Raw genomic sequence first — 24,717 nt, 5'->3', positions numbered from 1 at the left:
TATACAAGCTGACATGAGTTGTGTTTAGCCTTTTGTCTGCATAGAATTTTTGAAATACAGCATTGAGATGTTTTATATAATTCATACATATTTATACCGTTTTATGATGCACACGGTTGTTGTCCATAACCTTTTGGATTTCTTCGGAATCATAAAAAATAATTCCACCAACCTTTGTATAGGGTAGTGTGCCTTTAATTCGAAGATTCTGTAGAGTGCCAGGGCTAATTTGCAGTAAGTCCATGAGTTCTGAAGATTTTAGATATTTCTTTAGTTTACCTTGCGCTTGTTTGCTTAAAAGTTTTTTGATGTCATCGAGCAATTCAAGTTTAAAATCCCTAAGATCATCTGTAGTAATAATTGTTGCTGGCATAGTAGAACTATTTTTAGAAAAGAACTACCATTTTGCTTTCGACTAAAATGATAGCCCTTGACCTGATTTGACTTTCGTTCTACAAATTTGAATAGTATTGATGGATTTTAATCACAAGTACGACCAGAGTACGGTCAAATTTTAACATTATTAAATTTGATGCTATTTGGTGCGTTTTGGGGTTGTAATAAGTGAATTTTAGATTTAAAAAAGAAGATAATTATAACAAAGTTATAAAAGCAGGAGGTCAACCGTATGTGGTTTAAAAAAAGAAGATATTTTATTCTTCTGCGCTATCCATTTGTAGAAGCAAACCATTGGATAAATCATCCAAAAATTTAGTTCTGCTTATTTTTCGAGATTTAATTTCAGAGAATATTTTGTAGAAATCCCCAAGGTCAAATTGTAATACTTTTTGTAATGCAATTGCTATTTCTTTTATATCGACGTTTCCATTATTTATTACACGATTAAAATAAAGTGCATAGATTAATTCTGTTAGTGCAGATTTAGAAGATGTCCATTTTAGATTTGTATTATTTACGTAATTGGTTGAATTTCTATTTTTGATTTTATCAAGCCTTAATTTTAGGTAATTCATAAAAAGCTTGTAGGCTTTAATCTTACCTAAAAGCATATCACGAGGAGTACTAAAATCAGGATCTTGAAAATAGAATTTTGATGATGAGATCGAGAAACTGTCTAAATGACCTCTGGTATAATATTGCTTATCAAAGTGATAGAGTTTATCTTCAACATATTGGTTGAAATCAATATTGTATAAATAGAACCGATTAAGCTTTCGAAGTTTTTTCTTTAAAGCTTTTTCTTGGTCTTGAACATTTGATTTTGGAAACTGAAGTTCAAAAGAACGTATTTCGGTATAATAGATAAGTTGAATTAAAGAGGTTTGTTTTTGATGTTTGAAGAATTCTACTTCCTTTGGAACTGAAACAAAATCCATTTTAATAATAGCTTTTTTAAAATCATTTAAAGTGTTGCGAGATAGAATTATGATTTGTCTGGACGTGTCAAGGATGGATAAAGAACTTTGTTCGATTTTTTCAAGTTCCTTAGTGTAGATAGTATTGCGTAAAGTAAAATCCATCACAAAAGTTTAGTTATACACGCGGTGCCCAATAGATTATCTATTGACTTTTAATAGTATTTGGTAGATTTTAGGTTAGTTTAATAAAGATGGTTAGAAATACATAAATGAAGGACAATAAACTGTGTAAATTTTGCGTATTTGCTATGTGAATTTTATACACAATTCATAAATGCTATTGAGATTAGTTTATTAATTCACTTTATCAATAAGTTCTTGTCTGCTCGAACAGTTTGATTTGTTAAAGATGTTAGAAGCGTGCTTTCTAACTGTACCATAGGATATAAACATATTTTCAGCTATTTTTTTATAACTGTAGCCTTCTATTATCTGAAGTACAATTTCATTTTCTCTATTTGTAAGACCGTATAGGTCTGCAATATCTTGATCTAATTTGTAGGTGTTCTTTAATCGATATAAATAGCTATTTACTTCCATTATAGTAACGAAAAAAAATGATGACGTCATTATGGAATGCGTTATGGGCTGAAAATCGCCGAAATAAGTTAATGCAGGAAGCATAACTAAAGAGAAAATTGAACTTAAACCTAGATTCGTTTGAATTTTAAAATAGCGGTCTCTTTTAGTTTTCTTTTTAATCACTAGAAAGAAATATACAATAAAAACTATGGAAAGTATAGTAGGGAAAATTAGAAATAGACTTCTAGCGAAATCTAGAGAGCCTGTATAGTAATAGGGGATTATAAAAAGTAATGTAAAACAAAGGGAAAGAATGATAATTAAGTTCTTTATTTTGAAAAATGTATTTGGTGTTTTAATATTAAATTCTTTATATAAATACCAAACTAGATAGATGCACATTACAATTGAAATTGAATAAGTTATTATGTATTGAAGGAATCTAGGACCAGGAAAGTTATCGTCTGGTAGTAAACCATTCAAAAGATTATATAGTAGAAAAATAATAGCTAAAATTAGATATCGATACTTAGATTTAATGTTTTGACGCTTACCAAATCCAATATTAAAAAGTTGAAAAATTATGATTATGCTAATAACTATGCACAAGAAAAGCACCACCCAATGCATAGAAGAAGCGTAGGTGTATTCTGGGACAAATCGATATTTTTGAATTAAGTAAAACATATAACCACATGTACAACAATATTTTAACTTAAAATTCCGAGAGTACTAAATATAACTTATCTTAGTGTGAATCAAAAATTATAAAGCGTAAAATGCTGAATAACAAGTATAAACTAGGTCTTTTCCCTACGGCTTTGGAGAGAATGGATAACTTATCCAAAGTCTATCCAAACTATAATTTGTATATCAAAAGAGATGATAACTCAGGTTTAGCATCTGGCGGAAACAAAGTAAGAAAGCTTCAGTTTTTTATTTATGAAGCTTTAAGTAAAGGATGTGATACGATTATTACAGCTGGAGCCCAACAATCTAATCATTGCCGACAAACAGCAGCAGCTTGTGCTAAAGCAGGACTAGAATGCCATCTACTGTTAGGTGGTAAGAAGCCTAAAAATTACAATGGTAATTTATTGCTTTCTCATTTATTAGGAGCTAAAATTCATTTTACTGGAGATAATAGAAAAGGGGAAGATATAATTAAATTAAAGCAAGATTTAGAAATACAGAAAAGAAATGTTTACGAAATTCCTTATGGTGGATCTAATTTACTTGGAGCTTACGGCTTTGTAGATGCTGTTAAAGAATTGAAGGAACAACTTTTAGAAAATAACTTGAAAATCGATTACATTTTCTTTGCATCAAGTTCTGGCGGAACACAAGCTGGGCTTAAACTTGGTATAGATTTATACGATCTTGATATAAAACTAATGCCAATTAGTATAGATAAAATTGGTTTAGGAGATAAAACACTAGACGATGCTGTTTTAGAGATACTGCATCAAGGTCAAAAAGAATTGAGTATTCAAAAAACGTACTCAATTAAAGATGCAACACTTATTAGAGATTATGATAAACCTGGTTATGGAGTAATTACTGAAAACGAAAAGATGGCCATAAAGCAATTGGCTCAAAGTGAGGGTATATTGTTAGACCCTGTTTATTCTGGTAGAGCTTTTTACGGGATGATAGATCATCTTAAAAATAATAAGATAGAAAAAAACTCTAATGTGCTCTTTTGGCATACAGGTGGCTTACCGGCAAATTTTTATTATTCCGAAGAGCTTTCAAAATAACTTAAAAGTTGATTACTTCTTCTAAGGCATCATCAGCTTCTTCATGGATAAAATTAGCTTGATATATTAAAGTCGTTTTTAAATCGCTGTGTCTGTATAGTTTTTGAAGCATTCTAGGATGAATCTTATTGCCAGCGATATTTCCAAAACTGTGTCGAGCAATATGGTTAGACAAGTTTTTGTCAATCTCACACATATCGCCAATTCGCTTCAAATATTTGTTAAGCAATTTAGTTGCGTTCCTAGTTTTTCTAAAAATATCTTCAGTATCAGATTCATCCACATCTTTCAGAAAAGGAAAGATAAATCCATTATTATCATCTTTCTCTTGTTTGTAATATTCGAGTATTACTTCTGCTTTCTCAGATACTTTAAGGCTTAGTGGTTTCTCATTTTTATTCATTACGTAGAACAAACGACCATCTTTGAAATCTGACCATTTTAGTTTTATCGCATCCGAAATTCTTATTCCAGCAAAGTAAAAAGCAAATAGCCATACGTTTTTAGTGTGCCATATTGAGGTGTCAGGTTCTAATTCTAAAAGTTCAATCTGCTCTACCTCATTTACAATCAAACCTATCTTATGACTAGAGCCAATCCGAATCTTTTCTTTTTCACCACCAAACGGATAGAATTTGGAATCAACTATTCCATTTTTAATAGCCTTGTTAAAAAGAGTCCGTATAAATATGAGTTGATTAGTGATGGTGCGTGTTTTTTGTTCAAGATAGACTGCACAAAAATCTTTATACCTATCCAAGAAAGATTCATTAATATCTTGAAACTTTAATGACTTATTCTTTTTAAAGTGTTCAACAGAATCCATAAAAGTATGCTCACCTTTTCTTCCTTTACTAACTCGTGTCTTTCTACGTTCTTTAATTCCGTTAATAACTACATTTTTTTCTTGTGAGTTATTATGGTTTAAAAATTCTTCTAAGTTGTATAAAATTGATAATTCAGATTTTGCAACTGAAAACACATCACGTTCATATTTGCTTTTAATTCTGTCTGAGGCAACATTGAAAAATGATTTAGAACCACCAGCACCTTTCAATTTTAACTTGACCTGCTTTGGTGTGATTTTGTCTTTAGAATCAAAGTAAACATCATTAGCTTCAGTAAGTTTTTTTAAAAGAAAATTATTAAGTTTTTTAGCGTTTGGATGTGTTTTTTTTACTCTTCCTGCATCTTTATCCCAATCTTTTTCTAGCACATACTGTCCAAGCCATTTATAATTTGTCTTGTAATTTTCACTAATACGAATTGCAAGTGGGATAGTTTTATCTTTGCGAATCATATTTTTCCGAAGTACTATTTTAATAATCGCCATAATCACTTAACTTAGAATATAAAGATAATCAATTTTAAAATAGTCAGTACAGAATAAGTACAGAATGATTTGATTTTAATTGTATTTAAATGCTATCGTTTAAAATGTAAAGTACTGAATAACATGGATTTTGCTAGGAAATGAGGTGTTTAGTGTCTTGCTACCTTTAAGCTCATAACCCGAAGGTCACTGGTTCGAGTCCAGTTCCCGCTACTAGTAAAACTAAGCCTTTCAAGAAATTGAAAGGCTTTTTTATTTCACATAGTACAGAATTTAGCTATTTATCTTATTCATAATAGTATTTGACGGATCAAGCCCAATTGTTATGTTTATGCAAATATTCCGGTAAGGGATCAAGTCAAAAAGTTTTGGGATTAGATGATAAATAGTGTAATTTTAAGGAATGTCTAATTAACGAGCTAAGAGTCAATAATTTTCTCATTTTAAAATCTAAAAAACAGAACATATATCAAAACAAAAAAGACAGCCTAATACTTTTCAGGCGGCCTTTTTTGTTATAATTTTTTATTCTTAGGAAGTTTGGGATATTCGTGGAGCATCATTCTTCAAAGAGTGAGAGACTTCTAATATATATCTGCCAACATTACCTTTAACTTTGTTTATCTGTTTTACAATATTTAGTCATTGTATAAGATTTTAAATTTAAATGGTTTTAGTAATAAACCATTTTCATTCTCTTTTCTATTGTTTTTCCTTTTACAACCACCACATAAATTCCAGGTTCTAAACTAGAACAATCAATTTCGTAATTACGTTCTTTACTATCAAATTTCTTTCTAAAAACCTCGTTGTCTGTCATGTTAATTATTCTAATCAAAACATTCTCGTTTAACTTGTTATCAAAATCAAGTTTAAATCTCCCATTTGTAGGATTTGGTATAATAGAAACTTTTCTATCCACTGGTTTTTCAACACTATTTAAGTCTTTTACTTCTCCAAATAAAGAAAATACTAATTGTGCTTTATATGACTTTCCATCATTAGGGAAGAAATCAGGCTTTGTTATATTTTCAAAAGCCTTCCACTCTTTAGTAACCTCTGTGATAAACGGAATTTTTCCTTCTACTACTCGAACATGTGGATTGGGTTTGTTTTCGAAATTAGATCCTATTGCATTAACAAATTCTGGATTTTGGGCTAATCTAATCTGTAATTGCCAAGAAACATTATTACGATTATATATTTCATCTAATCTGGCAAAAGAAATCCAATATTTTCCTTCTTTTAATTCGACTATACTTGGGAAGAAAAAATCTAATTCTGATGTATCTAAAGAAAAAATCAAAGGGTTTTTAATCAATACATCCAATATGTCAGCAATTTGTTCTCCTGGGCGACCATTATCGTCTTTATATATTCTTACTCTGGCACGATTTCCAGGAGTAGAGAAGCTAGAAAATGGTGTAGTTTTTCCTATTATTTTCATTCTTTCTATAGACCAAGATTCTCCTTTAGGAACATTAAATATATCTGCAACTTCTACAGATAAAGGTGCTGGATTAATAAAACTCGTAGCTTCTGCTTGTGTAGAAGGTCGTTCTAAATTAATAGTTCTTTTATCTGGATCGAATCGATCTAATAAAGGTTTATAAAATACCTTTATTTTAATTTCTGTAGCTACTTTCTGAATACCAGAAGTAGCTATTAATCTTATAATACTCTCTCCTTCTTTATCTATATTTGGAATATCACTATTTGCCTTTGGGAAATAAATATCTAATTGATTATTGAAAAATTCATGTCTGATAAAGTCACCATTTTTATCTAAGTTTTCAATTGTAATATCAATATTATTACCTTGCTCTTCTTTAAAGACTTCACTAAGGTCTAAAGTTATAAATTCTGGTGTTTCTTGTGTAGGCAATTCTATGTTTTCTGGTTTTTTATTAACAAATAGAGTGTTTTTGCCTGAAGGAGGTGTGACATCAAATTTTTTACTAAACACTCCATTTCCGTGAACAGCAACTGCTGCAAACCCATCTTGTCTAGTTCTTACCTGAACTACCACACCATTTCCTATCTGGTTGTTTTCTAATCTCCAAACAGTATTTTTTTCATTAATTCTATCACTATAATACAAGCCTGAACTAGTACCTGCTAAAATTCCATCTTTGTTTCCTAAAAAAGAAACCCATCGAACGGAAGGGCCATTACCAGTTCCATCTCTCTTTTCTTCTAAATTACCACTAATATCGATCCAAGTTTCTCCAGCATCTTTTGTATAAAAAATACTAGGGATATTGTAATTAGAGAAAGAAATCACTACCCTGTCTGAATCATTTGGATCTACATGTATACTGCTCAGGTAACTCTTTTCAGGTAAGCCTTTCCCTGTAAAAATATCAACAGGTTTACTGGATGTTAAATCTGCGAAATCCAATCTAAAAACTTGGCCTTGACCAGTACCATAATACACTTTGTTTGCTTCTGGAAAGGTAGCAACATCAATTGCAGTAATTACATTAAGTTCTCTTCCAAACTGATCTATTATAGATTCTTCAACTTCGGCTATTTGCGACCAATTAATCTCAGAAGGTTTTACGTCAACAGCATTACTAGTTGTTGGTAATTCATCAAGATTACTATTTCTAAATAATTTACGTTTGGCAGGCAAATAGATTACGTTATCATTATTAGGATCCAGAACAAAAGGATTGATAAAGCTAAAAGATCTCGGACGCAGACCTGCCGGTGTTGCAGATGCTGCTGATTCAATATTACCATTATCATCAAGATTAAAACGGAAGATATTCCCAAATTGTGATGAGATATAACGGGTTCGTCCATTATCTGCAAAAGCAGAATAAGAACCATCTCCACTAAATTGTTCTTTCCAGACTGCATCAATATTTGATTGATCTGTAAACCAAGACCCATTATCTTGAAAACCTGCGAGTAAATCTTCATTTTTGGATGTCGGATCAAAGGATATAGCATATGGTTGGGTTGTAATATATCCATTATTTAAAGAACCCCACTTTACAGGCTCTTCAAAAGAATTACTAGATGTAATATCTTCAGTAATAAAAACGCCTCCATCATTAGCATTTAGTACTTTATTGGGGTTAGAAGGAAAAAACTTAATAGAGTGATTATCTGGATGGTTATTTGGATAAATAGAAACATCATTAAGCGGAGAATATCCTCCTATCCAATGGTTTGGGGTATTCGTTAGATTCGTTTTAAAACCGTCTATGGTTCTAAATAGATTAGTCCCTCCTATAATAATAAAATCAGGATTTTTAGGATGTACAGCTATTACCATATTATAACCCCTTTGCGTAATTAACCCGTCAATGAATCTTATAAGAGAAAAAGCAGGAGGTATCTTGTCAGTAAGATCAACAAAAGTTTGATCGAATGCATTGTATTTATATAAAGAGTTGAATGATACACCTGCTGAGAAAAAATAAACTTCATCTTCATTTGATGGGTTTATAGCGAAAATTGTTCTAATTGCATTATTAATTAATGGTAAATTTTCAGCTATTGGAGACCAATTAGTACCATTATCAGATGTATATACCATGTTTGTAGAAAAAGACGGATTTATTCTTTTTGCAGAGGATATATAAAATTTCCCTTTAGACGTTACAGCGATTTCAGTGCTGTAATCAATTCCATCTGAGAATACTTCTTGAAAAGTTTTACCACCATCTTGAGATCGTTGAATACTATTGAAGGTCGCCACATATAGATCTCCATTTATTGGATTTACAACCATGCTATTTACTATGTCAAAAGTGGAAATGGTACCAACTAAATTATCAACTGTTGAAGGTAGTAATTCCCATGTGCGCCCATTATCTTGTGATTTATATATTCCAGCCCCTGTATAAATACCCTGAAAGTTTAAAGGATCTACTGATGCTGAATTTCCAGATTTTTCTCCTCCTCCATAATACCAAATATGTTGATAACCTGGTCTAGAATCTTGAACAATAGCAGTAATACTTGGGTTTTGAAATTTTCGAGTTACTCTATTCCAATTTTTACCACCATTTTCCGTGCGCCATAAACCCCCAGATACTCCACCGGCAAGTATGATGTTTTCATTTGATATATCTATTGCTAATGCGCGAGTACGCCCTCCAATATTATATGGTCCTCTATTTGTCCATTTGGATATAGCTTTTTTGTTAGTAAGACCAGAGTATGTCATAGATTTTTTGCTCTGAACAAATTTCTCTTCCTTTTTATGAATATCTTTAGGAACTTCACGGGTTATAGGGTTACAAGTGTGATCAAACTCATAAAATAATCTTTGTGAAAATTTATCAATCTGAGATGCTGTTTTATCGTTTTTTTGGTTTTGTTTACTTTTTAGTTTTAAACTTTTATATAATTGATGCCCTATAGGCATGTTATTAACAGGTTTAGTTTGTGCGTATACAAATGGTTGAATAAAAAAACAAATAAGAAATAACCCTAATATTTGTTTATGTTTTAATAGACCTTTAGTTAAATCAATAAACAAATTAGTCCTTAGGAATTGTTTGTAGAAATAGTTAATTAATGATAGTTTCATGATTTTTAGGAATTTAAGATAAAATTAATTCGTTTCAAGTGAATTTGGGATAAGAAAAAATGTTTAAACTGTAATTATCCTTTTTTGCTTTTTGGGGGATAGACATAATAAAAACACTCATATACTTAAATATAATTCATAGGTATTTTATAGTATAACGATTCAGAAAAATATTACCCTACTCCATCAAGACTTTTTTTCGATATTTTCTGTTTAATGGTGATTTATAATTGTTTTGGTTTTATTTCAGTATAGAAAATCGTTTTACTTCACTAAATGAAATACTTAGTGAATTATTTATTAAAAAAAGAAAACAGTGATGCGATAGTTGTTAAGAATTTGATAAAAATTAATCCTTTTAACTCGTATAAAACAATTAGTGGGAAAAGAAGTGGGGGAATATCTAAAATTCTATTTAAAAAATACAGGTACAAATTTTAATGAGTTGTTTGAAAGGTTTATAGATAATAAAATATTTAATCTTAAATTATCAGACTCTCGATTTGAAATTGAATCTATTAATTCTGAACTTATTATAGTAGGGATTAGTTATGAGTGGAATTATTATTAATGATAGTATATTAAAAATACATACTATAAATATGTTTAAAAATAGAGAACATAGTACAGAGGATTCTGTTTCAATTGCTGGAAAACTACATTTTAAATCTGTACTATTTTGTACCTAGAGTGGTTAACCAACTAATACTAGAATCTCCAGCACCTAAATCAATATCTTTTACCAACGAAAAAAAATCTGTTGCTGGATTATATTCATATAATTCATTCCCAATAGTGGCATTGTACGGCTTCTCCAATCCTAGGAAAAAGATCTATTTTACTGTTCCTGATACAGTTTCATCTGAGGTTCATAATTCTTTTCCAAAATCTGTTCCACCAGAATTAACACCACTTCCATCATCTGCTCCGAAATAAGTTTTTCCGTTAAAAATAATCATCGACGAGGGATTTGAACTTGATGCACCGTCATTAATATTTAATACATGTGTAATTTGAGAAAAACTGAGTTGGTATAAAAAAATTGACAAAAATATAGTGTAAATTTTTTTTATAACATGTTTTTTTTGAGCACGGAAATAGTTATTTATGATTATTATAAACTATAAAACGCGATATTTTTTAACTTAGGATAAGGAGTCCCTAATTTCTTAGGTATAAAAATTAATCATCAATGCTTTAAAATATAATTTTGAGTGATTATTCTTGTGACTCGAAGGTCACTGGTTCGAGTCCAGTTCCCGCTACTAAAGAAGAAAAGTCAGCATTTTTTCTGACTTTTTTCTTTTATCACCTCTTAAATCCCTTGCTATAATGGATCAAGTCAAAAAGTTGTGGGATTAGATGATAAATAGTGTAATTTTAAGGAATGTCTAATTAACGAGCTAAGAGTCAATAATTTTCTCATTTTAAAATCTAAAAAACAGAACATATATCAAAACAAAAAAGACAGCCTAATACTTTTCAGGCGGCCTTTTTTGTTATAATTTTTTATTCTTAGGAAGTTTGGGATATTCGTGGAGCATCATTCTTCAAAGAGTGAGAGACTTCTAATATATATCTGCCAACATTACCTTTAACTTTGTTTATCTGTTTTACAATATTTAGTCATTGTATAAGATTTTAAATTTAAATGGTTTTAGTAATAAACCATTTTCATTCTCTTTTCTATTGTTTTTCCTTTTACAACCACCACATAAATTCCAGGTTCTAAACTAGAACAATCAATTTCGTAATTACGTTCTTTACTATCAAATTTCTTTCTAAAAACCTCGTTGTCTGTCATGTTAATTATTCTAATCAAAACATTCTCGTTTAACTTGTGATCAAAATCAAGTTTAAATCTCCCATTTGTAGGATTTGGTATAATAGAAACTTTTCTATCCACTGGTTTTTCAACACTATTTAAGTCTTTTACTTCTCCAAATAAAGAAAATACTAATTGTGCTTTATATGACTTTCCATCATTAGGGAAGAAATTAGAATTTGGTACATTTTCAAAAGCCTTCCACTCTTTAGTTATCCCAGTAAATGACGAAAGTTTTCCTTCTACTACTCGAACATGTGGATTGGGTTTGTTTTCAAAATCAGCTTCTATCTCATTAACAAATTCTGGATTTTCTGCTAATCTAATCTGTAATTGCCAAGAAACATTATTACGATTATATATCTCATCTAATCTGGCAAAAGAAATCCAATATTTTCCTTCTTTTAATTCGACTATACTTGGGAAGAAAAAATCTAATTCTGATGTATCTAAAGAAAAAATCAAAGGGTTTTTAATCAATACATCCAATATGTCAGCAATTTGTTCTCCTGGACGACCATTATCGTCTTTATATATTCTTACTCTGGCACGATTTCCAGGAGTAGAGAAGCTAGAAAATGATGTAGTTTTTCCTATTATTTTCATTCTTTCTATAGACCAAGATTCTCCTTTAGGAACATTAAATATATCTGCAACTTCTACAGATATAGGTTCTGAATTAGTAAAACTCGTAGCTTCTGCTTGTGTAGAAGGTCGTGCTAAATTAATAGTTCTTTTATCTGGATCGAATCGATCTAATAAAGGTTTATAAAATACCTTTATTTTAATTTCTGTAGCTACTTTCTGAATACCAGAAGTAGCTATTAATCTTATAATACTCTCTCCTTCTTTATCTATATTTGGAATATCACTATTTGCCTTTGGGAAATAAATATCTAATTGATTATTGAAAAATTCATGTCTGATAAAGTCACCATTTTTATCTAAGTTTTCAATTGTAATATCAATATTATTACCTTGCTCTTCTTTAAAGACTTCACTAAGGTCTAAAGTTATAAATTCTGGTGTTTCTTGTGTAGGCAATTCTATGTTTTCTGGTTTTTTATTAACAAATAGAGTGTTTTTGCCTGAAGGAGGTGTGACATCAAATTTTTTACTAAACACTCCATTTCCGTGAACAGCAACTGCTGCAAACCCATCTTGTCTAGTTCTTACCTGAACTACCACACCATTTCCTATCTGGTTGTTTTCTAATCTCCAAACAGTATTTTTTTCATTAATTCTATCACTATAATACAAGCCTGAACTAGTACCTGCTAAAATTCCATCTTTGTTTCCTAAAAAAGAAACCCATCGAACGGAAGGGCCATTACCAGTTCCATCTCTCTTTTCTTCTAAATTACCACTAATATCGATCCAAGTTTCTCCAGCATCTTTTGTATAAAAAATACTAGGGATATTGTAATTAGAGAAAGAAATCACTACCCTGTCTGAATCATTTGGATCTACATGTATACTGCTCAGGTAACTCTTTTCAGGTAAGCCTTTCCCTGTAAAAATATCAACAGGTTTACTGGATGTTAAATCTGCGAAATCCAATCTAAAAACTTGGCCTTGACCAGTACCATAATACACTTTGTTTGCTTCTGGAAAGGTAGCAACATCAATTGCAGTAATTACATTAAGTTCTCTTCCAAACTGATCTGTTATAGATTCTTCAACTTCGGCTATTTGCGACCAATTAATCTCAGAAGGTTTTAGGTCATAAATCTCACTAGCTGTTGGTAATTCATCAAGATTACTATTTCTAAATAATTTACGTTTGGCAGGCAAATAGATTACGTTATCATTATTAGGATCCAGAACAAAAGGATTGATAAAGCTAAAAGAGCGCGGGCCCAGACCTGCTGGTTGTACAAAAGCTATTGATTCAGTATTACCGTTATCATCAAGATTAAAACGTAAGATATTCCCAAATTGTGATGAGATATAACGGGTTCGTCCATTATCTGCAAAAGCAGAATAAGAACCATCTCCACTAAATTGTTCTTTCCAGACTGCATCAATATTTGATTGATCTGTAAACCAAGACCCATTATCTTGAAAACCTGCGAGTAAATCTTCATTTTTGGATGTCGGATCAAAGGATATAGCATATGGTTGGGTTGTAATATATCCATTATTTAAAGAACCCCACTTTACAGGTTCTTCAAAAGAATTACTAGATGTAATATCTTCAGTAATAAAAACGCCTCCATCATTAGCATTTAGTACTTTATTGGGGTTAGAAGGAAAAAACTTAATAGAGTGATTATCTGGATGGTTATTTGGATAAATAGAAACATCATTAAGCGGAGAATATCCTCCTATCCAATGGTTTGGGGTATTCATTAGATTCGTTTTAAAACCGTCTATGGTTCTAAATAGATTAGTCCCTCCTATAATAATAAAATCAGGATTTTTAGGATGTACAGCTATTACCATATTATAGCCACCTTGCGTAATTAACCCGTCAATGGATCCATAAGAAAAAGAAATAGGTGTCTTGTCAGTAAGATCAACAAAAGTTTGATCGAATGCATTGTATCTATATAAAGAATTAAAAAATGTACCAGCTGAGAAAAAATAAACTTCATCTTCATTTGATGGGTTTATAGCGAAAATTGTTCTAATTGCATTATTAATTAATGGTAAATTTTCAGTTATTGGAGACCAATTAGTGCCATTATCAGATGTATATACCATGTTTGTATAAAGAAACGAATTTATTCTTTTTGCAGAGGATATATAAAATTTCCCTTTAGACGTTACAGCGATTTCAGTGCTGTAATCAATTCCATCTGAGAATACTTCTTGAAAAGTTTTACCACCATCTTGAGATCGTTGAATACTATTGAAGGTCGCCACATATAGATCTCCATTTATTGGATTTACAACCATGCTATTTACTATGTCAAAAGTGGAAATGGTACCAACTAAATTATCAACTGTTGAAGGTAGTAATTCCCATGTGCGCCCATTATCTTGTGATTTATATATTCCAGCCCCTGTATAAATACCCTGAAAGTTTAAAGGATCTACTGATGCTGAATTTCCAGATTTTTCTCCTCCTCCATAATACCAAATATGTTGATAACCTGGTCTAGAATCTTGAACAATAGCAGTAATACTTGGGTTTTGAAATTTTCGAGTTACTCTATTCCAATTTTTACCACCATCTTCCGTGCGCCATAAACCCCCAGATACTCCACCGGCAAGTATGATGTTTTCATTTGATATATCTATTGCTAATGCGCGAGTACGCCCTCCAATATTATATGGTCCTCTATTTGTCCATTTGGATATAGCTTTTTTGTTAGTAAGACCAGAGTATGTCATAGATTTTTTGCTCTGAACAAATTTCTCTTCCTTTTTATGAATATCTTTAGGAACTTCACGGGTTATAGGGTTACAAGTGTGATCAAACTCATAAAATAATCTTTGTGAAAATTTATCAATCTGAGATGCTGTTTTATCGTTTTTTTGGTTTTGTTTACTTTTTAGTTTTAAACTTTTATATAATTGATGCCCTATAGGCATGTTATTAACAGGTTTAGTTTGTCCGTATACAAATGGTTGAATAAAAAAACAAATAAGAAATAACCCTAATATTTGTTTATGTTTTAATAGACCTTTAGTTAAATCAATAAACAAATTAGTCCTTAGGAATTGTTTGTAGAAATAGTTAATTAATGATAGTTTCATGATTTTTAGGAATTTAAGATAAAATTAATTCGTTTCAAGTGAATTTGGGATAAGAAAAAATGTTTAAACTGTAATTATCCTTTTTTGCTTTTTGGGGGATAGACATAATAAAAACACTCATATACTTAAATATAATTCATAGGTATTTTATAGTATAACGATTCAGAAAAATATTACCCTACTCCATCAAGACTTTTTTTCGATATTTTCTGTTTAATGATGATTTATAATTGTTTTGGTTTTATTTCAGTATAGAAAATCGTTTTACTTCACTAAATGAAATACTTAGTGAATTATTTATTAAAAAAAGAAAACAGTGATGCGATAGTTGTTAAGAATTTGATAAAAATTAATCCTTTTAACTCGTATAAAACAATTAGTGGGAAAAGAGGTGGGGGAATATCTAAAAATTTCGTAGCTTACTATTATGGAATTACAAAAACATCTGACTTTAACAGATAGCATATGCGATATACGTTCCCGCATAATAAAGTGTACTTTTTTTACTCAAATTAACACCTTAATAGATTGGAATCCCATTATATCGGTTTTTAAAAAACATTAGACATAAGGTGAAACTGCAAGGTCAGCTTAGTTATAGTGGATTATTACTTTTAAAAATGAGTTTATTACAAACTTGGTATGGTTTAAGTTATTATGAAGTAGAGGATCGGGTAAACGACAGTATTTCCTTTAGTTACTTTTGTAGATTACATATTGATCAGGTGGCAGCAGACTATAGTACCCTAAGTCGCTTTAGAAGTATCATGACTAATGCGAATTCTTATAAGCCGTTATTTAAAGAGATTAACAGACAATTGGAATCCCATCAAATAATTGAGGTGATTGCATAGAAGGTTTAGAAGGGAATTTTCATCACCATTTAAAAGTTAATTGTTTTCTAAAGGTTCCCTAGTACAGATAGAGTTTTAGATCGATTCAAAGAACTGTTAAAAGACAAAGTTTTATTGAAAAGCCCAAGAGGAGCGAGCCTACATAATTTCAGTATGAATGAAAACCTAAATACACTTAGTTTAAAGATATTAACGACTTTAAATACCTTTGTCAGTAAAATTCTCTTGATTATGACATATGGTGTAGGATAGAACGGCGATTCCCGTAGGATGGGAACGCCGTTTTTTTGTTTAAACACATAATTCTTCAGATGAAATACTAAGTTGAAGAACCCTCTATGCCTATAAAACCATTTCTTATTCAAGTTCAGATAAGGGATGGATATTCGATAAAGTTAATTAATCCCACTTATGAGTTGAAGAAATAGCATATTTCCCAGAGCCAGTAAAAAATAACGCAACAACTCCAAACAAGTATAAGCCTAAAAGTTCTACACCCCAACCTCCATGCTGGTTTAAAGACACTATATCAGATGAGTGTACTAATAACATTGCGAATAATACTCCAAAAGCTAATAAAAATCCTGCTAAGCGAGTTCTGTAACCTACAATTATTGATATAGGCGCAATAATCTCTGTAACATAAACTCCATATGCTAAAAATGATGGTAGTCCTTTATCTGATAGCATACCCTCAATAAATGATACGCCTTTTAGTTTAGCTATACCATGTAATAACATGAGTATACCAATTGAAAGGCGAATAATCAATAATCCTAAATCGTTATTTTTGTTCATATTTCTAGTTTTTTATAGTTGTTAAATTTTTTATTTTCTCTATAATTTGTTTAGTGTTAAAATAGCCTGAAGCGATAATTTGAATTTGATTTTCATCATACAATAAAAGCGTAGGAAATCCATTGACTAATTGTTTCGTATAATCAAATTCTTCCTTTGTTTTAGAAAGATTGTCGTCTTTCATCCAGCGCAATTGAAATTGTTTTGCATTAATATTTAGACCTTTAATGATAGGTAGATAAGTTTCTATATTATCTAATCGCTTACCTTCTGCGAAAATGGCTTTTTGAACTTCTTTGGCAAAAGTAATTGCCATATTTGGTTTAAGCTCCTTTACCAAATTTATAGCACAGCAAGGTTCTAGACTACTAAAGGTATAAGTGCTATCCTTTGTTAATTCAAAAAAAATTGAGCTTACAAACGCACCAGTAGTAGCTTCCATTTGAGGAGAATGTTTTGCAATAAAACGACTAAACTCCTCTCCTCCATTAGGGGCATTTCCTTCTAACCACATTCCACCAACCATCAACTGTATGTTTAGCTTATCTTTAAATTGCTCTGCTACCGTTTCTATATTTTTACTATTTCCGTAGCACCATCCACAGTGTGGATCCATTACATAAATTAACTTTTTCATTTTATTCATTTTCATAGCATCAATAACAGGCTTGCTATCGACAAACTTTTTTAGATTTTCACTATTCTCAACTGAATTTTTCTCTTTGTGCGTACTCTTTACTTTTTCTAAATTGATCATTTGCGTATCAGTGCTTAAACAACTCATTAATATGATTGTAGACAAGCTGAGTATTGCAATTACTTTTTTGATTACCATTTCATTTCCCCTTTTGCTACTTTTGCTCCTAATTGTAACGCTATGTCTAGTTGTGCATTTGGGTATAATGCTTTCATAGAGTCTATTAATTCTTCAGAATTTTTTGTTTTAGCATCTGTTGCTTGATACGCTTGTAAATACTTTTTAGAAAATGTGATGGCTTCTATGGTATTGTTTTCATCTGTAAGTGCGTGCGCAGGAATTACAGTTTTAGGTTGTAATTTTTCCATTTCCGTTAGAATATTAATCCAATCATTTCTTTCTTGAGTTGAACCTGCATCGGCTATCCATAAATGTAAATTATTATAAACATTTACACCGCCGACTATTGCTTTTAAAGAGGGAATCCATAAATATGAACGTTTAGCAGACTTACCTTCAAGCCCTCTTATTTCTATTTTCTTTCCTTCTAATTCAATAGAGCTTCCTTCAATAATTCTAGGAATGGTAACATTTTTGGTTCCATTACTGCCAAGTTTTGGTCCCCATACACTTAACTTTTTTTGATAGGTATGTTTGATATGTTTAACTGTTTGTTCTGTTGCATAAACTATAGCATCTGGAAAAGCTTGAGTTATTACTTCCAATCCAAAATAATAATCTGGATCACCATGACTAATGTATATGGTTTTGAGTGATTTACCACCTTCTTTTAAATTAGCCAGAACTCTATAGGCATTAGCTAAAGTAAACTGAGCGTCAATTAAAACAGCTTCTTTTTCACCTTCTATGATTACAGAAGCTACATGAAAACTATCAGCTTCTGCTCTAAATATTTTAAGATTTAATTCTTGTGAGTTCATAATTGTTGCGATTAATGTGATAGAAATTATTGTTAAATGTTGTATTGCTTTCATGATTTTTGTTTTGATACTATGGCAAAAGTATTTGCATTTATAATATATAATTTGTTTAATAAATTTGTACTCTTAAAAAAAACCGTTGTCGTGAGCAAAATCATCTTCTGATGGAATAGATTGAATGATATCCCAGTGTTCATTGGCTTTTCCTTCTTCATTAAGGCGAAACATATCTATATTGGCATTGTTAAAAGACATAATATGATTAAATGTTACCACTAAATCTCCTTCTGCAATTATTTGTTTTGTTTCTAGATTTAAAGGGCCATTATTAGTTAAGAAATTTACTAGTGCATCTGTGCCATTAGGTATATTTGGGTTATGTTGTATATAAGGCTCTTGGAAAAGTGTAGGAACCAAATTTAATTGTCCATCTCCTAAAACTTTGTTCATTATACTAGAAGCAGTATTTATATTTCTATTTAAATCTGTTTCAGAAATATTATAATCTGGGTTTCCTGCTCCATCTATCATAGTGTTTCCATTCGCTGCTGAAACTGATGGGTTGGGTTCTTGTTGGATAACATCCCAATGTTCTTTAATTTTTTCGTTTTCAATTCTAAAAATGTCTCCAATAATGACGGCATTAATTATAGCTTCATTCTGGATAAACTTAACTCTTGAATGAATAAAAACACGATCCCCTTGTGCTACTACGCGAGAAAGATCACGTTCAATACTAATACCATTATTTATGAAGTTCTGTAGAGTAGCAACTAATCCAGCCTTTCCATCTGCAATTGTTGGATTGTGCTGTATATATCCATTAGCATAATACTTATTTACAAGCGTAAGATTTTGTCCGTCAAAAACTTTTTTAATAGCTTCTAAAACGATACGCTTGTTAATTTCTTCTTTATTATTGTTAGGTACGTCATCACCATTATTACATGACACCAATCCGAATACAATACTAGTTAAAATAATTAGTGATTTTAAATTTTTCATTTTAAATGTTTTTTGTTGATACAAAATTCTAGCAATAACTAATCAAAAACATTGAACTAGTTCAAAAAAAAACAAAAATTTTACTTTCGAGTGGCTATTTTAAGTCTAATTATTATTCATAAACTCATGCGAAATCCTGTGCAATTTCTACGTTATTTTATAAAAAAAACGTTCCTTGTAAGGTACTATTCTGAAAACAAGTTAATTGTGAATCATGGGGTTTTATTGATTTAAACTAAGCCAGCCCATACTTGGAAGCTCATAGTTTTTTAATGACTAAAAGTCATTCTAATATAAAATTACTTTTGTCATCATCTTCTTTTCTATGATGTTCCAAATACTCTTATACTATTCATTGGTGATATTTCCTATACTCCAGCATCCATAATTAATAGCTGAAAAATGACTTCTCCAGTACTTTTTGTTTAGCTCTAAAATGGTCTTGTTGAATTTTAGAATTTTTGCCTTTTAGCTTCTTTACAATATCAATTATACTCGATCAGGGACTATATTCAATATGCATATGATTCACTCAAGTTACTTCTTTTAGAAATAAGTGTCTTCTGCTTTACAAACTTGTTTGAAAATTTTGTGACAAAAATGTTTAATATCACTTGTAGTATAAGTACTGAATATCTATATTCTATACTCCAAAACAATATGAACGATTAACCAACTTATCTTATGATTATTTGAGCACTGATCATGGGGCATACTATGAAGATAATATTTTTAAACGCTAAAAGCAAAATCCACTAAAGCGTATAGTTTTAACTAATTTTAAAACCAATAAAAAAGACTGCCTAAGTATTTTTTTTAGACAGCCTCTTTTTTAGTAGACTCTTTTTTTTTGTTATTAATTATTAATTTATCTCTATTTAATCAAGATTTTTAAATGCCAATTTATAGAGCAAATCTTTTTCTAAAAGAAAAGACCTAAACTAAGATCTTTCTAAAATTATTTCTTGTCCTCCGAAAATCCCGCTAAGAATAAGTTTAGACTCATTAGATTGAGAAGAAACATTAAAAAGACCAGATAAATAAGGTGAAACTTCAGCTACCTGAATGAAAGAGATTAATTGAGCAGGACTGTTAATATCAGAGAAAAAAGCTGGAATATTCATTCTTCCTCCATTAACTGTTCCATTATCATTAGTTAGAGTTACATCTACATCTAAACCGGTTGCAGAAAATTGAGATAATTCAAAAGAAAGACTTGTTCCTTCTAAAAGCGTAGTGTCACCGTTAAACGACACAATGTTCCAAGCAGCTCCATTATTACTTGTTAACAAATCAATAATTGATGATGCGTTTTCATTTGTAATAAAACCTGATGACTTACTGGAAGATATAGATGCTGAATTATCAATTTTATCTATATTAGATGAAGTATCAGACAATGCTTCATTGTCCTTTTCACAAGCGGTAAATACTAATAAAGCGATAAGCGTACTGAATAATAAATTTAATTTTTTCATTTTGTAAAGTTTTTATTTTAAAGTTTTTAAGAGTTTACTTATCTAAAACGTTTCACTTTCACTTTACCCTACCCTTTATTGATGAAAAAATATTTATTTTTTTCAATCTTCTAAAAATCTAAGTTTTTGATTAAGATTTTAAAATGAGAATCACGACCTGTAGGGTATATTTTATCAAGATTATATATATTGACCATTCTCTTCAGCTTAATTGTAAAGAAACTTTTTCAACTGAGACAGATCTTGAAACTTCAAATAAAAAATCAAATTCTTTTGAGATTAAAATTGTTATTTTCTTAGGTGTATGAGATAATTCATTTTGAGTTTGTTGTACACTATTACTATTGTTAAATGCAATTTTCACAGGATCAATTATACCCTTTTAACTTTAAAAATTTTCATAAAATAGATTTATATATAATTGATACCTTGTAATTGATTTAATTAGTTCTGTAGTTAATATGCCTCTGTTTTATTAGTCCACATTACTATTACCCAACCGACCACGGATGGAAGTTTGTAGGAATTCTTGAAAAGCTAATGCACGATATTAATATGTTTGATAGAAAAGGAATAAGGTCTCCTTAATATTCAAAATAGCGACGAGTTTTACTTGGTGAATTTATGTGATGAATTATTAGAGCTAAAGCCTCTCGAAAGCATACGTTCGTACCTTAGTAGAAAACCTATACAAATGAGGAAAAGGAAGAACAAAACTCCCTTTTGATGCCTATTATGAAGACCTGAAATTAGTTATTGAGTTTTTTAGAAAAAGAAAAGCTATCGAAGGGGTAAATGATAAAGAGTAAGCACGTATTTTTCAAATAAAACGCTATAATCGGCTTAAAAAGAGTGTTATATAAAATAATAATCTGTGACTAATTGAAATTAATTATGCTTCCTTTGCATCTGATGAAACAAACAAATTGATTCGAAATATCGAGGAGGATAAGTTGATATATAAGAGGCCTATTAAAAGACTTTTTAAAGAACAAAGAATCTTAGCATTTTAATTGTTATGAAATGTTTTATACACACGAATAAAAAAAAACTCATGTTTATCTTTAAAAGTATCTTTCTAAATTGTACTCTAAGAACCTTCAAATAGATTGTTTACGTAAAACATTGGATTAACCTAAAGAAGGACAATCCAATGTTTTTCTGCAGTTATATCTTTACTTAATGACTGTTCAGCTAATTTTCTATCTACTAAATCAATAATTATATAGGTTCTAAAAAATGTACAAACTAAAGTAGTTACTCTAGGCACCAGATATACTCCTTCAATAATTACAATATTTAATGATTAGTGCTCAGTTGAAAATAAAGTGAAGGCTACACGCTTTGCAAAAAATTCATTGACTCTTTCGATTTTAAATTTTGCCAATACCAAATAGTTGAAGTTTCTCGGTTCAAAACCTGTTCTACAATGTCAGGAAAAATATGATAAACACGCATGGTAGACATATTGTTTGCGTAATACCCCAGTTGATTGGCTTCCAATACCAACTGTTGATAGGTATTATTAAATTTAACGTAACCCTTACCTAAATCAGTAACATTTAAAGTTGTATTTAAATCGATATATTGAGAATGCGTGACAGTGTTGTAATCAACCAATTTTTGAATATCAATTTGAGTACACTTTCTCTTTATTTCGGCAACATTTTTTAGATTAACCCATGATTCATAATGCATTTTATCAAGTTTCTGGGAAAGGTCAACGCTATTACCATTAAATTCAAATTCATTGGTAGAAGAGCCAACTCCTTTTTTTTAAATTTCGATTAAAGAGTAATTCACTTAGGAAAATTTCTTTCATATTATAGGTTTGCGGGTTAAATAATAAGATCAAGAATTGAATACCTAATTTTTGTTGCAATACATGACAGACATATTTCGAAGAAAATCGGTGAAACTGATATCACTATCTTTTTCAACTAATCCTTGGAAATGATTTTTCCTCATTTAATACAAATCGAATCAAAGTGATGATTTTTTTAGCAAGTTCTGAGACTTTTTCCTGATAAGCTTTCCACAGCTTGTTAAACCGTTCGTTTGGATACACATTATCTTTTGTCCAAGTATATTTCATGCACATATCTGGCGTTATTTTAGTCTTTAAAGCAATTGCAGTACTTTCTTCATTCAATTCTGTATAACCTATTAAAGGAAGTTCATCGCAAACCATTTTACGCCTTTCTTCCAGACTTGAATTATAAAAATTACCTGATGTTTTTAATGAAATCTTCAAAGAACTCTTCACTTAATCCCATATTTTTGATATAGAAAAAACCCGATCTAGTTGTTATTTATAGATTTGGAATATGGGCATAATATCAAACTAGACAGACAATAAAGCTTAGAAAAATCATTAAAAACATCAGATAATTTAACTGTTGGGATAATGCTGTAGCAGAATCCTTCTTTAAAAGCTTAAAAACAGAATGGGTGTATAAACACAAATACAATTACAGATAAAAATCTGAATTGCAAACCTTTAGTTGGATTAAAGCTTGGTGCAATAAAAGAAAAATACACTCTACTTTAGGGTATAAATTGAAACTGAAATATATAACCGAAATGTAGCAACTTAAATCTCGCAATTAGTTGTCAGTTTTTTATTGCAAGTCCAGTAATCAGTTACTTGTATTATTCCTTTCCTAAAACAAGCATAAAACAAACAATAAAAAACTACAATCTGCTTTCTGTACTAAATGTTTTTTTGTGTCCATAATAAAGATATAAAAACCCTATTTTTGATTAAAAATTAAAAGAGAATGGCAATTCATACACAAAAGATACCCGTAACTATAATCACTGGTTTTTTAGGATCTGGAAAAACAACATTAATACACCAAATAGCAAAAAATGCAAATGGAAGACGTTTAGCAATTATAGTAAACGAGTTTGGAGAGTTAGGAATGGATGGTGAAATATTAAAAGGAAACGATTGTGGTTGTGAAGAAGAAAATATTTTAGAATTAAGTAATGGGTGTTTATGTTGTACGGTTCAAGAAGAATTTTTACCAACCATGTTACAACTTATGGAACGTAAGGAAGATATAGACCATATTATTATAGAAACCTCTGGTTTAGCCTTACCAAAACCATTAATAAAAGCATTTAATTGGCCAGATTTAAAACCACAAATTACTGTAGATGCTGTTATTACAGTAGTAGATGCTGTAGGACAAGCAACAGGAGAGATTTGCGATAGAGAAAAAGTACAAAACCAACGTTTGGAAGACGATAGTTTAGATCATGAATCCTCTATAGAAGAATTATTTGAAGATCAATTATCATGTGCCGATTTAATTATAATGACAAAAGCCGATTTAATTGACGAGAAATCATTTAATGAAGTAAGTACTATTATTCAAAATAAAGTAGGAAATCAAATTAAAATGGTATCTGCCGTAAAAGGAAATATTCCTGTAGATGTGTTACTAGGTATCGATGCAAAATCAGAGGATTATGTAGATAGTAAACATTCACACCATGAAGAACATCACCACCACCATCATGATCATGATGGAGATCATCATCATCACGATCACGATCATGACGATACTATAAACTCTATTGTTATAACAGTAGAAACACCACATACACCAAAGGAATTGATAAAAGCTTTAGAAGCCCTAGTTTCAGAATTCGAAATATATAGAGTTAAAGGTATCATACATGTACCAGGAAAACCAATGCGTATGATAGTGCAAGGTGTTGCCAGTCGTTTCGAAAATTATTTCGATAGAAAATGGAACGAAAACGAATTAAAAGCAACAAGGTTAGTAATAATAGGAGAAGAATTAGAAGAAAGTAAAATTCTTAACGCGTTAGAAAATAAATTAACTGTTTCTGTTTAATT

At 30.4% G+C, this 24,717-nt stretch carries 19 protein-coding genes; 4 read left to right on the top strand and 15 right to left on the bottom strand.

The genetic code is table 11. The features are described 5' to 3' along the window. Window positions 1–91 precede the first annotated feature (91 nt). From A8C32_RS18405 to A8C32_RS20815, 3 genes are all read right to left on the bottom strand, one after another. Window positions 92–373: a helix-turn-helix domain-containing protein gene (locus tag A8C32_RS18405; protein WP_069831850.1), complete on the bottom strand. Its 282-nt coding sequence runs from the start codon at window positions 371–373 to the stop codon at window positions 92–94. A gap of 280 nt (window positions 374–653) precedes the next feature. After that, window positions 654–1,481, bottom strand: a complete 828-nt coding sequence (locus A8C32_RS18400; protein ID WP_069831849.1) for an RteC domain-containing protein — start codon at window positions 1,479–1,481, stop codon at window positions 654–656. Between the two features lie 192 nt (window positions 1,482–1,673). Then, on the bottom strand, window positions 1,674–1,949 hold the full coding sequence (locus A8C32_RS20815) for a helix-turn-helix transcriptional regulator (RefSeq protein WP_198018212.1): 276 nt from the start codon (window positions 1,947–1,949) through the stop codon (window positions 1,674–1,676). A 731-nt stretch (window positions 1,950–2,680) separates the two neighbouring features. Here A8C32_RS20815 and A8C32_RS18390 point away from each other — a divergent pair. Beyond that, window positions 2,681–3,661 carry a D-cysteine desulfhydrase family protein gene (locus A8C32_RS18390; RefSeq protein WP_069831847.1) on the top strand — a complete coding sequence of 327 codons (981 nt, stop codon included), beginning with the start codon at window positions 2,681–2,683 and terminating at the stop codon, window positions 3,659–3,661. Window position 3,662: 1 nt separating this feature from the next. Here the strand turns inward: A8C32_RS18390 and A8C32_RS18385 are convergent, their stop codons facing one another. Together A8C32_RS18385 and A8C32_RS18380 are read right to left on the bottom strand one after the other, a co-directional pair. Further along, a complete protein-coding gene (locus tag A8C32_RS18385) occupies window positions 3,663–4,994 on the bottom strand; it encodes a tyrosine-type recombinase/integrase (protein WP_069831846.1) in 1,332 nt (443 codons plus the stop codon). Between the two features lie 673 nt (window positions 4,995–5,667). After that, the gene (locus A8C32_RS18380; RefSeq protein ID WP_069831845.1) at window positions 5,668–9,543 is read right to left on the bottom strand and encodes a T9SS type A sorting domain-containing protein; all 3,876 of its coding nucleotides are present in this window, start codon (window positions 9,541–9,543) and stop codon (window positions 5,668–5,670) included. A gap of 379 nt (window positions 9,544–9,922) precedes the next feature. Between A8C32_RS18380 and A8C32_RS18375 the strand changes: the two genes are divergently transcribed. After that, a complete protein-coding gene (locus A8C32_RS18375; RefSeq protein WP_069831844.1) occupies window positions 9,923–10,114 on the top strand; it encodes a hypothetical protein in 192 nt (63 codons plus the stop codon). Window positions 10,115–10,217: 103 nt separating this feature from the next. Here A8C32_RS18375 and A8C32_RS20810 read toward each other — a convergent pair whose 3' ends face one another. The 3 genes from A8C32_RS20810 to A8C32_RS18370 form a co-directional block, all read right to left on the bottom strand. Then, complete coding sequence (locus A8C32_RS20810) at window positions 10,218–10,361, bottom strand: hypothetical protein (protein ID WP_165605866.1); 144 nt, start codon at window positions 10,359–10,361, stop codon at window positions 10,218–10,220. Window positions 10,362–10,412: 51 nt separating this feature from the next. Continuing rightward, entirely contained in the window at window positions 10,413–10,592 is a 180-nt protein-coding gene (locus A8C32_RS20435; RefSeq protein ID WP_123803481.1) for a hypothetical protein, read from the bottom strand. A 608-nt stretch (window positions 10,593–11,200) separates the two neighbouring features. Next, the gene (locus A8C32_RS18370) at window positions 11,201–15,073 is read right to left on the bottom strand and encodes a T9SS type A sorting domain-containing protein (RefSeq protein ID WP_069831843.1); all 3,873 of its coding nucleotides are present in this window, start codon (window positions 15,071–15,073) and stop codon (window positions 11,201–11,203) included. Between the two features lie 572 nt (window positions 15,074–15,645). On the opposite strand from A8C32_RS18370, the gene A8C32_RS20100 reads away from it, so the two are divergent. Further along, entirely contained in the window at window positions 15,646–15,927 is a 282-nt protein-coding gene (locus A8C32_RS20100) for a transposase (protein ID WP_083253422.1), read from the top strand. Between the two features lie 399 nt (window positions 15,928–16,326). Here A8C32_RS20100 and A8C32_RS18360 read toward each other — a convergent pair whose 3' ends face one another. From A8C32_RS18360 to A8C32_RS18330, 7 genes are all read right to left on the bottom strand, one after another. Continuing rightward, complete coding sequence (locus A8C32_RS18360) at window positions 16,327–16,725, bottom strand: DoxX family protein (protein WP_069831841.1); 399 nt, start codon at window positions 16,723–16,725, stop codon at window positions 16,327–16,329. 4 nt (window positions 16,726–16,729) lie between these two features. Then, complete coding sequence (locus A8C32_RS18355) at window positions 16,730–17,509, bottom strand: DsbA family protein (protein ID WP_123803479.1); 780 nt, start codon at window positions 17,507–17,509, stop codon at window positions 16,730–16,732. 44 nt (window positions 17,510–17,553) lie between these two features. Continuing rightward, complete coding sequence (locus A8C32_RS18350) at window positions 17,554–18,417, bottom strand: MBL fold metallo-hydrolase (protein ID WP_069831839.1); 864 nt, start codon at window positions 18,415–18,417, stop codon at window positions 17,554–17,556. A gap of 72 nt (window positions 18,418–18,489) precedes the next feature. Beyond that, window positions 18,490–19,368: a nuclear transport factor 2 family protein gene (locus A8C32_RS18345; protein ID WP_069831838.1), complete on the bottom strand. Its 879-nt coding sequence runs from the start codon at window positions 19,366–19,368 to the stop codon at window positions 18,490–18,492. A 941-nt stretch (window positions 19,369–20,309) separates the two neighbouring features. Then, window positions 20,310–20,846, bottom strand: a complete 537-nt coding sequence (locus A8C32_RS18340; protein ID WP_069831837.1) for a hypothetical protein — start codon at window positions 20,844–20,846, stop codon at window positions 20,310–20,312. A 1,335-nt stretch (window positions 20,847–22,181) separates the two neighbouring features. Then, complete coding sequence (locus A8C32_RS18335; RefSeq protein WP_069831836.1) at window positions 22,182–22,544, bottom strand: hypothetical protein; 363 nt, start codon at window positions 22,542–22,544, stop codon at window positions 22,182–22,184. Between the two features lie 238 nt (window positions 22,545–22,782). Continuing rightward, window positions 22,783–23,100: a hypothetical protein gene (locus A8C32_RS18330; protein ID WP_123803477.1), complete on the bottom strand. Its 318-nt coding sequence runs from the start codon at window positions 23,098–23,100 to the stop codon at window positions 22,783–22,785. A 526-nt stretch (window positions 23,101–23,626) separates the two neighbouring features. Between A8C32_RS18330 and cobW the strand changes: the two genes are divergently transcribed. After that, complete coding sequence (gene cobW / locus A8C32_RS18325) at window positions 23,627–24,715, top strand: cobalamin biosynthesis protein CobW (protein ID WP_069831834.1); 1,089 nt, start codon at window positions 23,627–23,629, stop codon at window positions 24,713–24,715. The last annotated feature ends 2 nt before the right edge of the window (window positions 24,716–24,717 follow it).

It is taken from the genome of Flavivirga aquatica (genome assembly GCF_001747085.1).
GTDB lineage: Bacteria > Bacteroidota > Bacteroidia > Flavobacteriales > Flavobacteriaceae > Algibacter_C > Algibacter_C aquatica.
Note: the sequence above shows the minus strand (reverse complement) of the source record. Positions and strands in the feature narration are given on the sequence as shown.

Coding starts and splice junctions, on each gene's coding strand:
- A8C32_RS18405 (WP_069831850.1), bottom strand. CDS start 373: ATGCCAGCAACAATTATTACTACAGATGATCTTAGGGATTTTAAACTT.
- A8C32_RS18400 (WP_069831849.1), bottom strand. CDS start 1,481: ATGGATTTTACTTTACGCAATACTATCTACACTAAGGAACTTGAAAAA.
- A8C32_RS20815 (WP_198018212.1), bottom strand. CDS start 1,949: ATGACGTCATCATTTTTTTTCGTTACTATAATGGAAGTAAATAGCTAT.
- A8C32_RS18390 (WP_069831847.1), top strand. CDS start 2,681: ATGCTGAATAACAAGTATAAACTAGGTCTTTTCCCTACGGCTTTGGAG.
- A8C32_RS18385 (WP_069831846.1), bottom strand. CDS start 4,994: ATGGCGATTATTAAAATAGTACTTCGGAAAAATATGATTCGCAAAGAT.
- A8C32_RS18380 (WP_069831845.1), bottom strand. CDS start 9,543: ATGAAACTATCATTAATTAACTATTTCTACAAACAATTCCTAAGGACT.
- A8C32_RS18370 (WP_069831843.1), bottom strand. CDS start 15,073: ATGAAACTATCATTAATTAACTATTTCTACAAACAATTCCTAAGGACT.
- A8C32_RS18360 (WP_069831841.1), bottom strand. CDS start 16,725: ATGAACAAAAATAACGATTTAGGATTATTGATTATTCGCCTTTCAATT.
- A8C32_RS18355 (WP_123803479.1), bottom strand. CDS start 17,509: ATGAGTTGTTTAAGCACTGATACGCAAATGATCAATTTAGAAAAAGTA.
- A8C32_RS18350 (WP_069831839.1), bottom strand. CDS start 18,417: ATGAAAGCAATACAACATTTAACAATAATTTCTATCACATTAATCGCA.
- A8C32_RS18345 (WP_069831838.1), bottom strand. CDS start 19,368: ATGAAAAATTTAAAATCACTAATTATTTTAACTAGTATTGTATTCGGA.
- A8C32_RS18340 (WP_069831837.1), bottom strand. CDS start 20,846: ATGAAAAAATTAAATTTATTATTCAGTACGCTTATCGCTTTATTAGTA.
- A8C32_RS18335 (WP_069831836.1), bottom strand. CDS start 22,544: ATGCATTATGAATCATGGGTTAATCTAAAAAATGTTGCCGAAATAAAG.
- cobW (WP_069831834.1), top strand. CDS start 23,627: ATGGCAATTCATACACAAAAGATACCCGTAACTATAATCACTGGTTTT.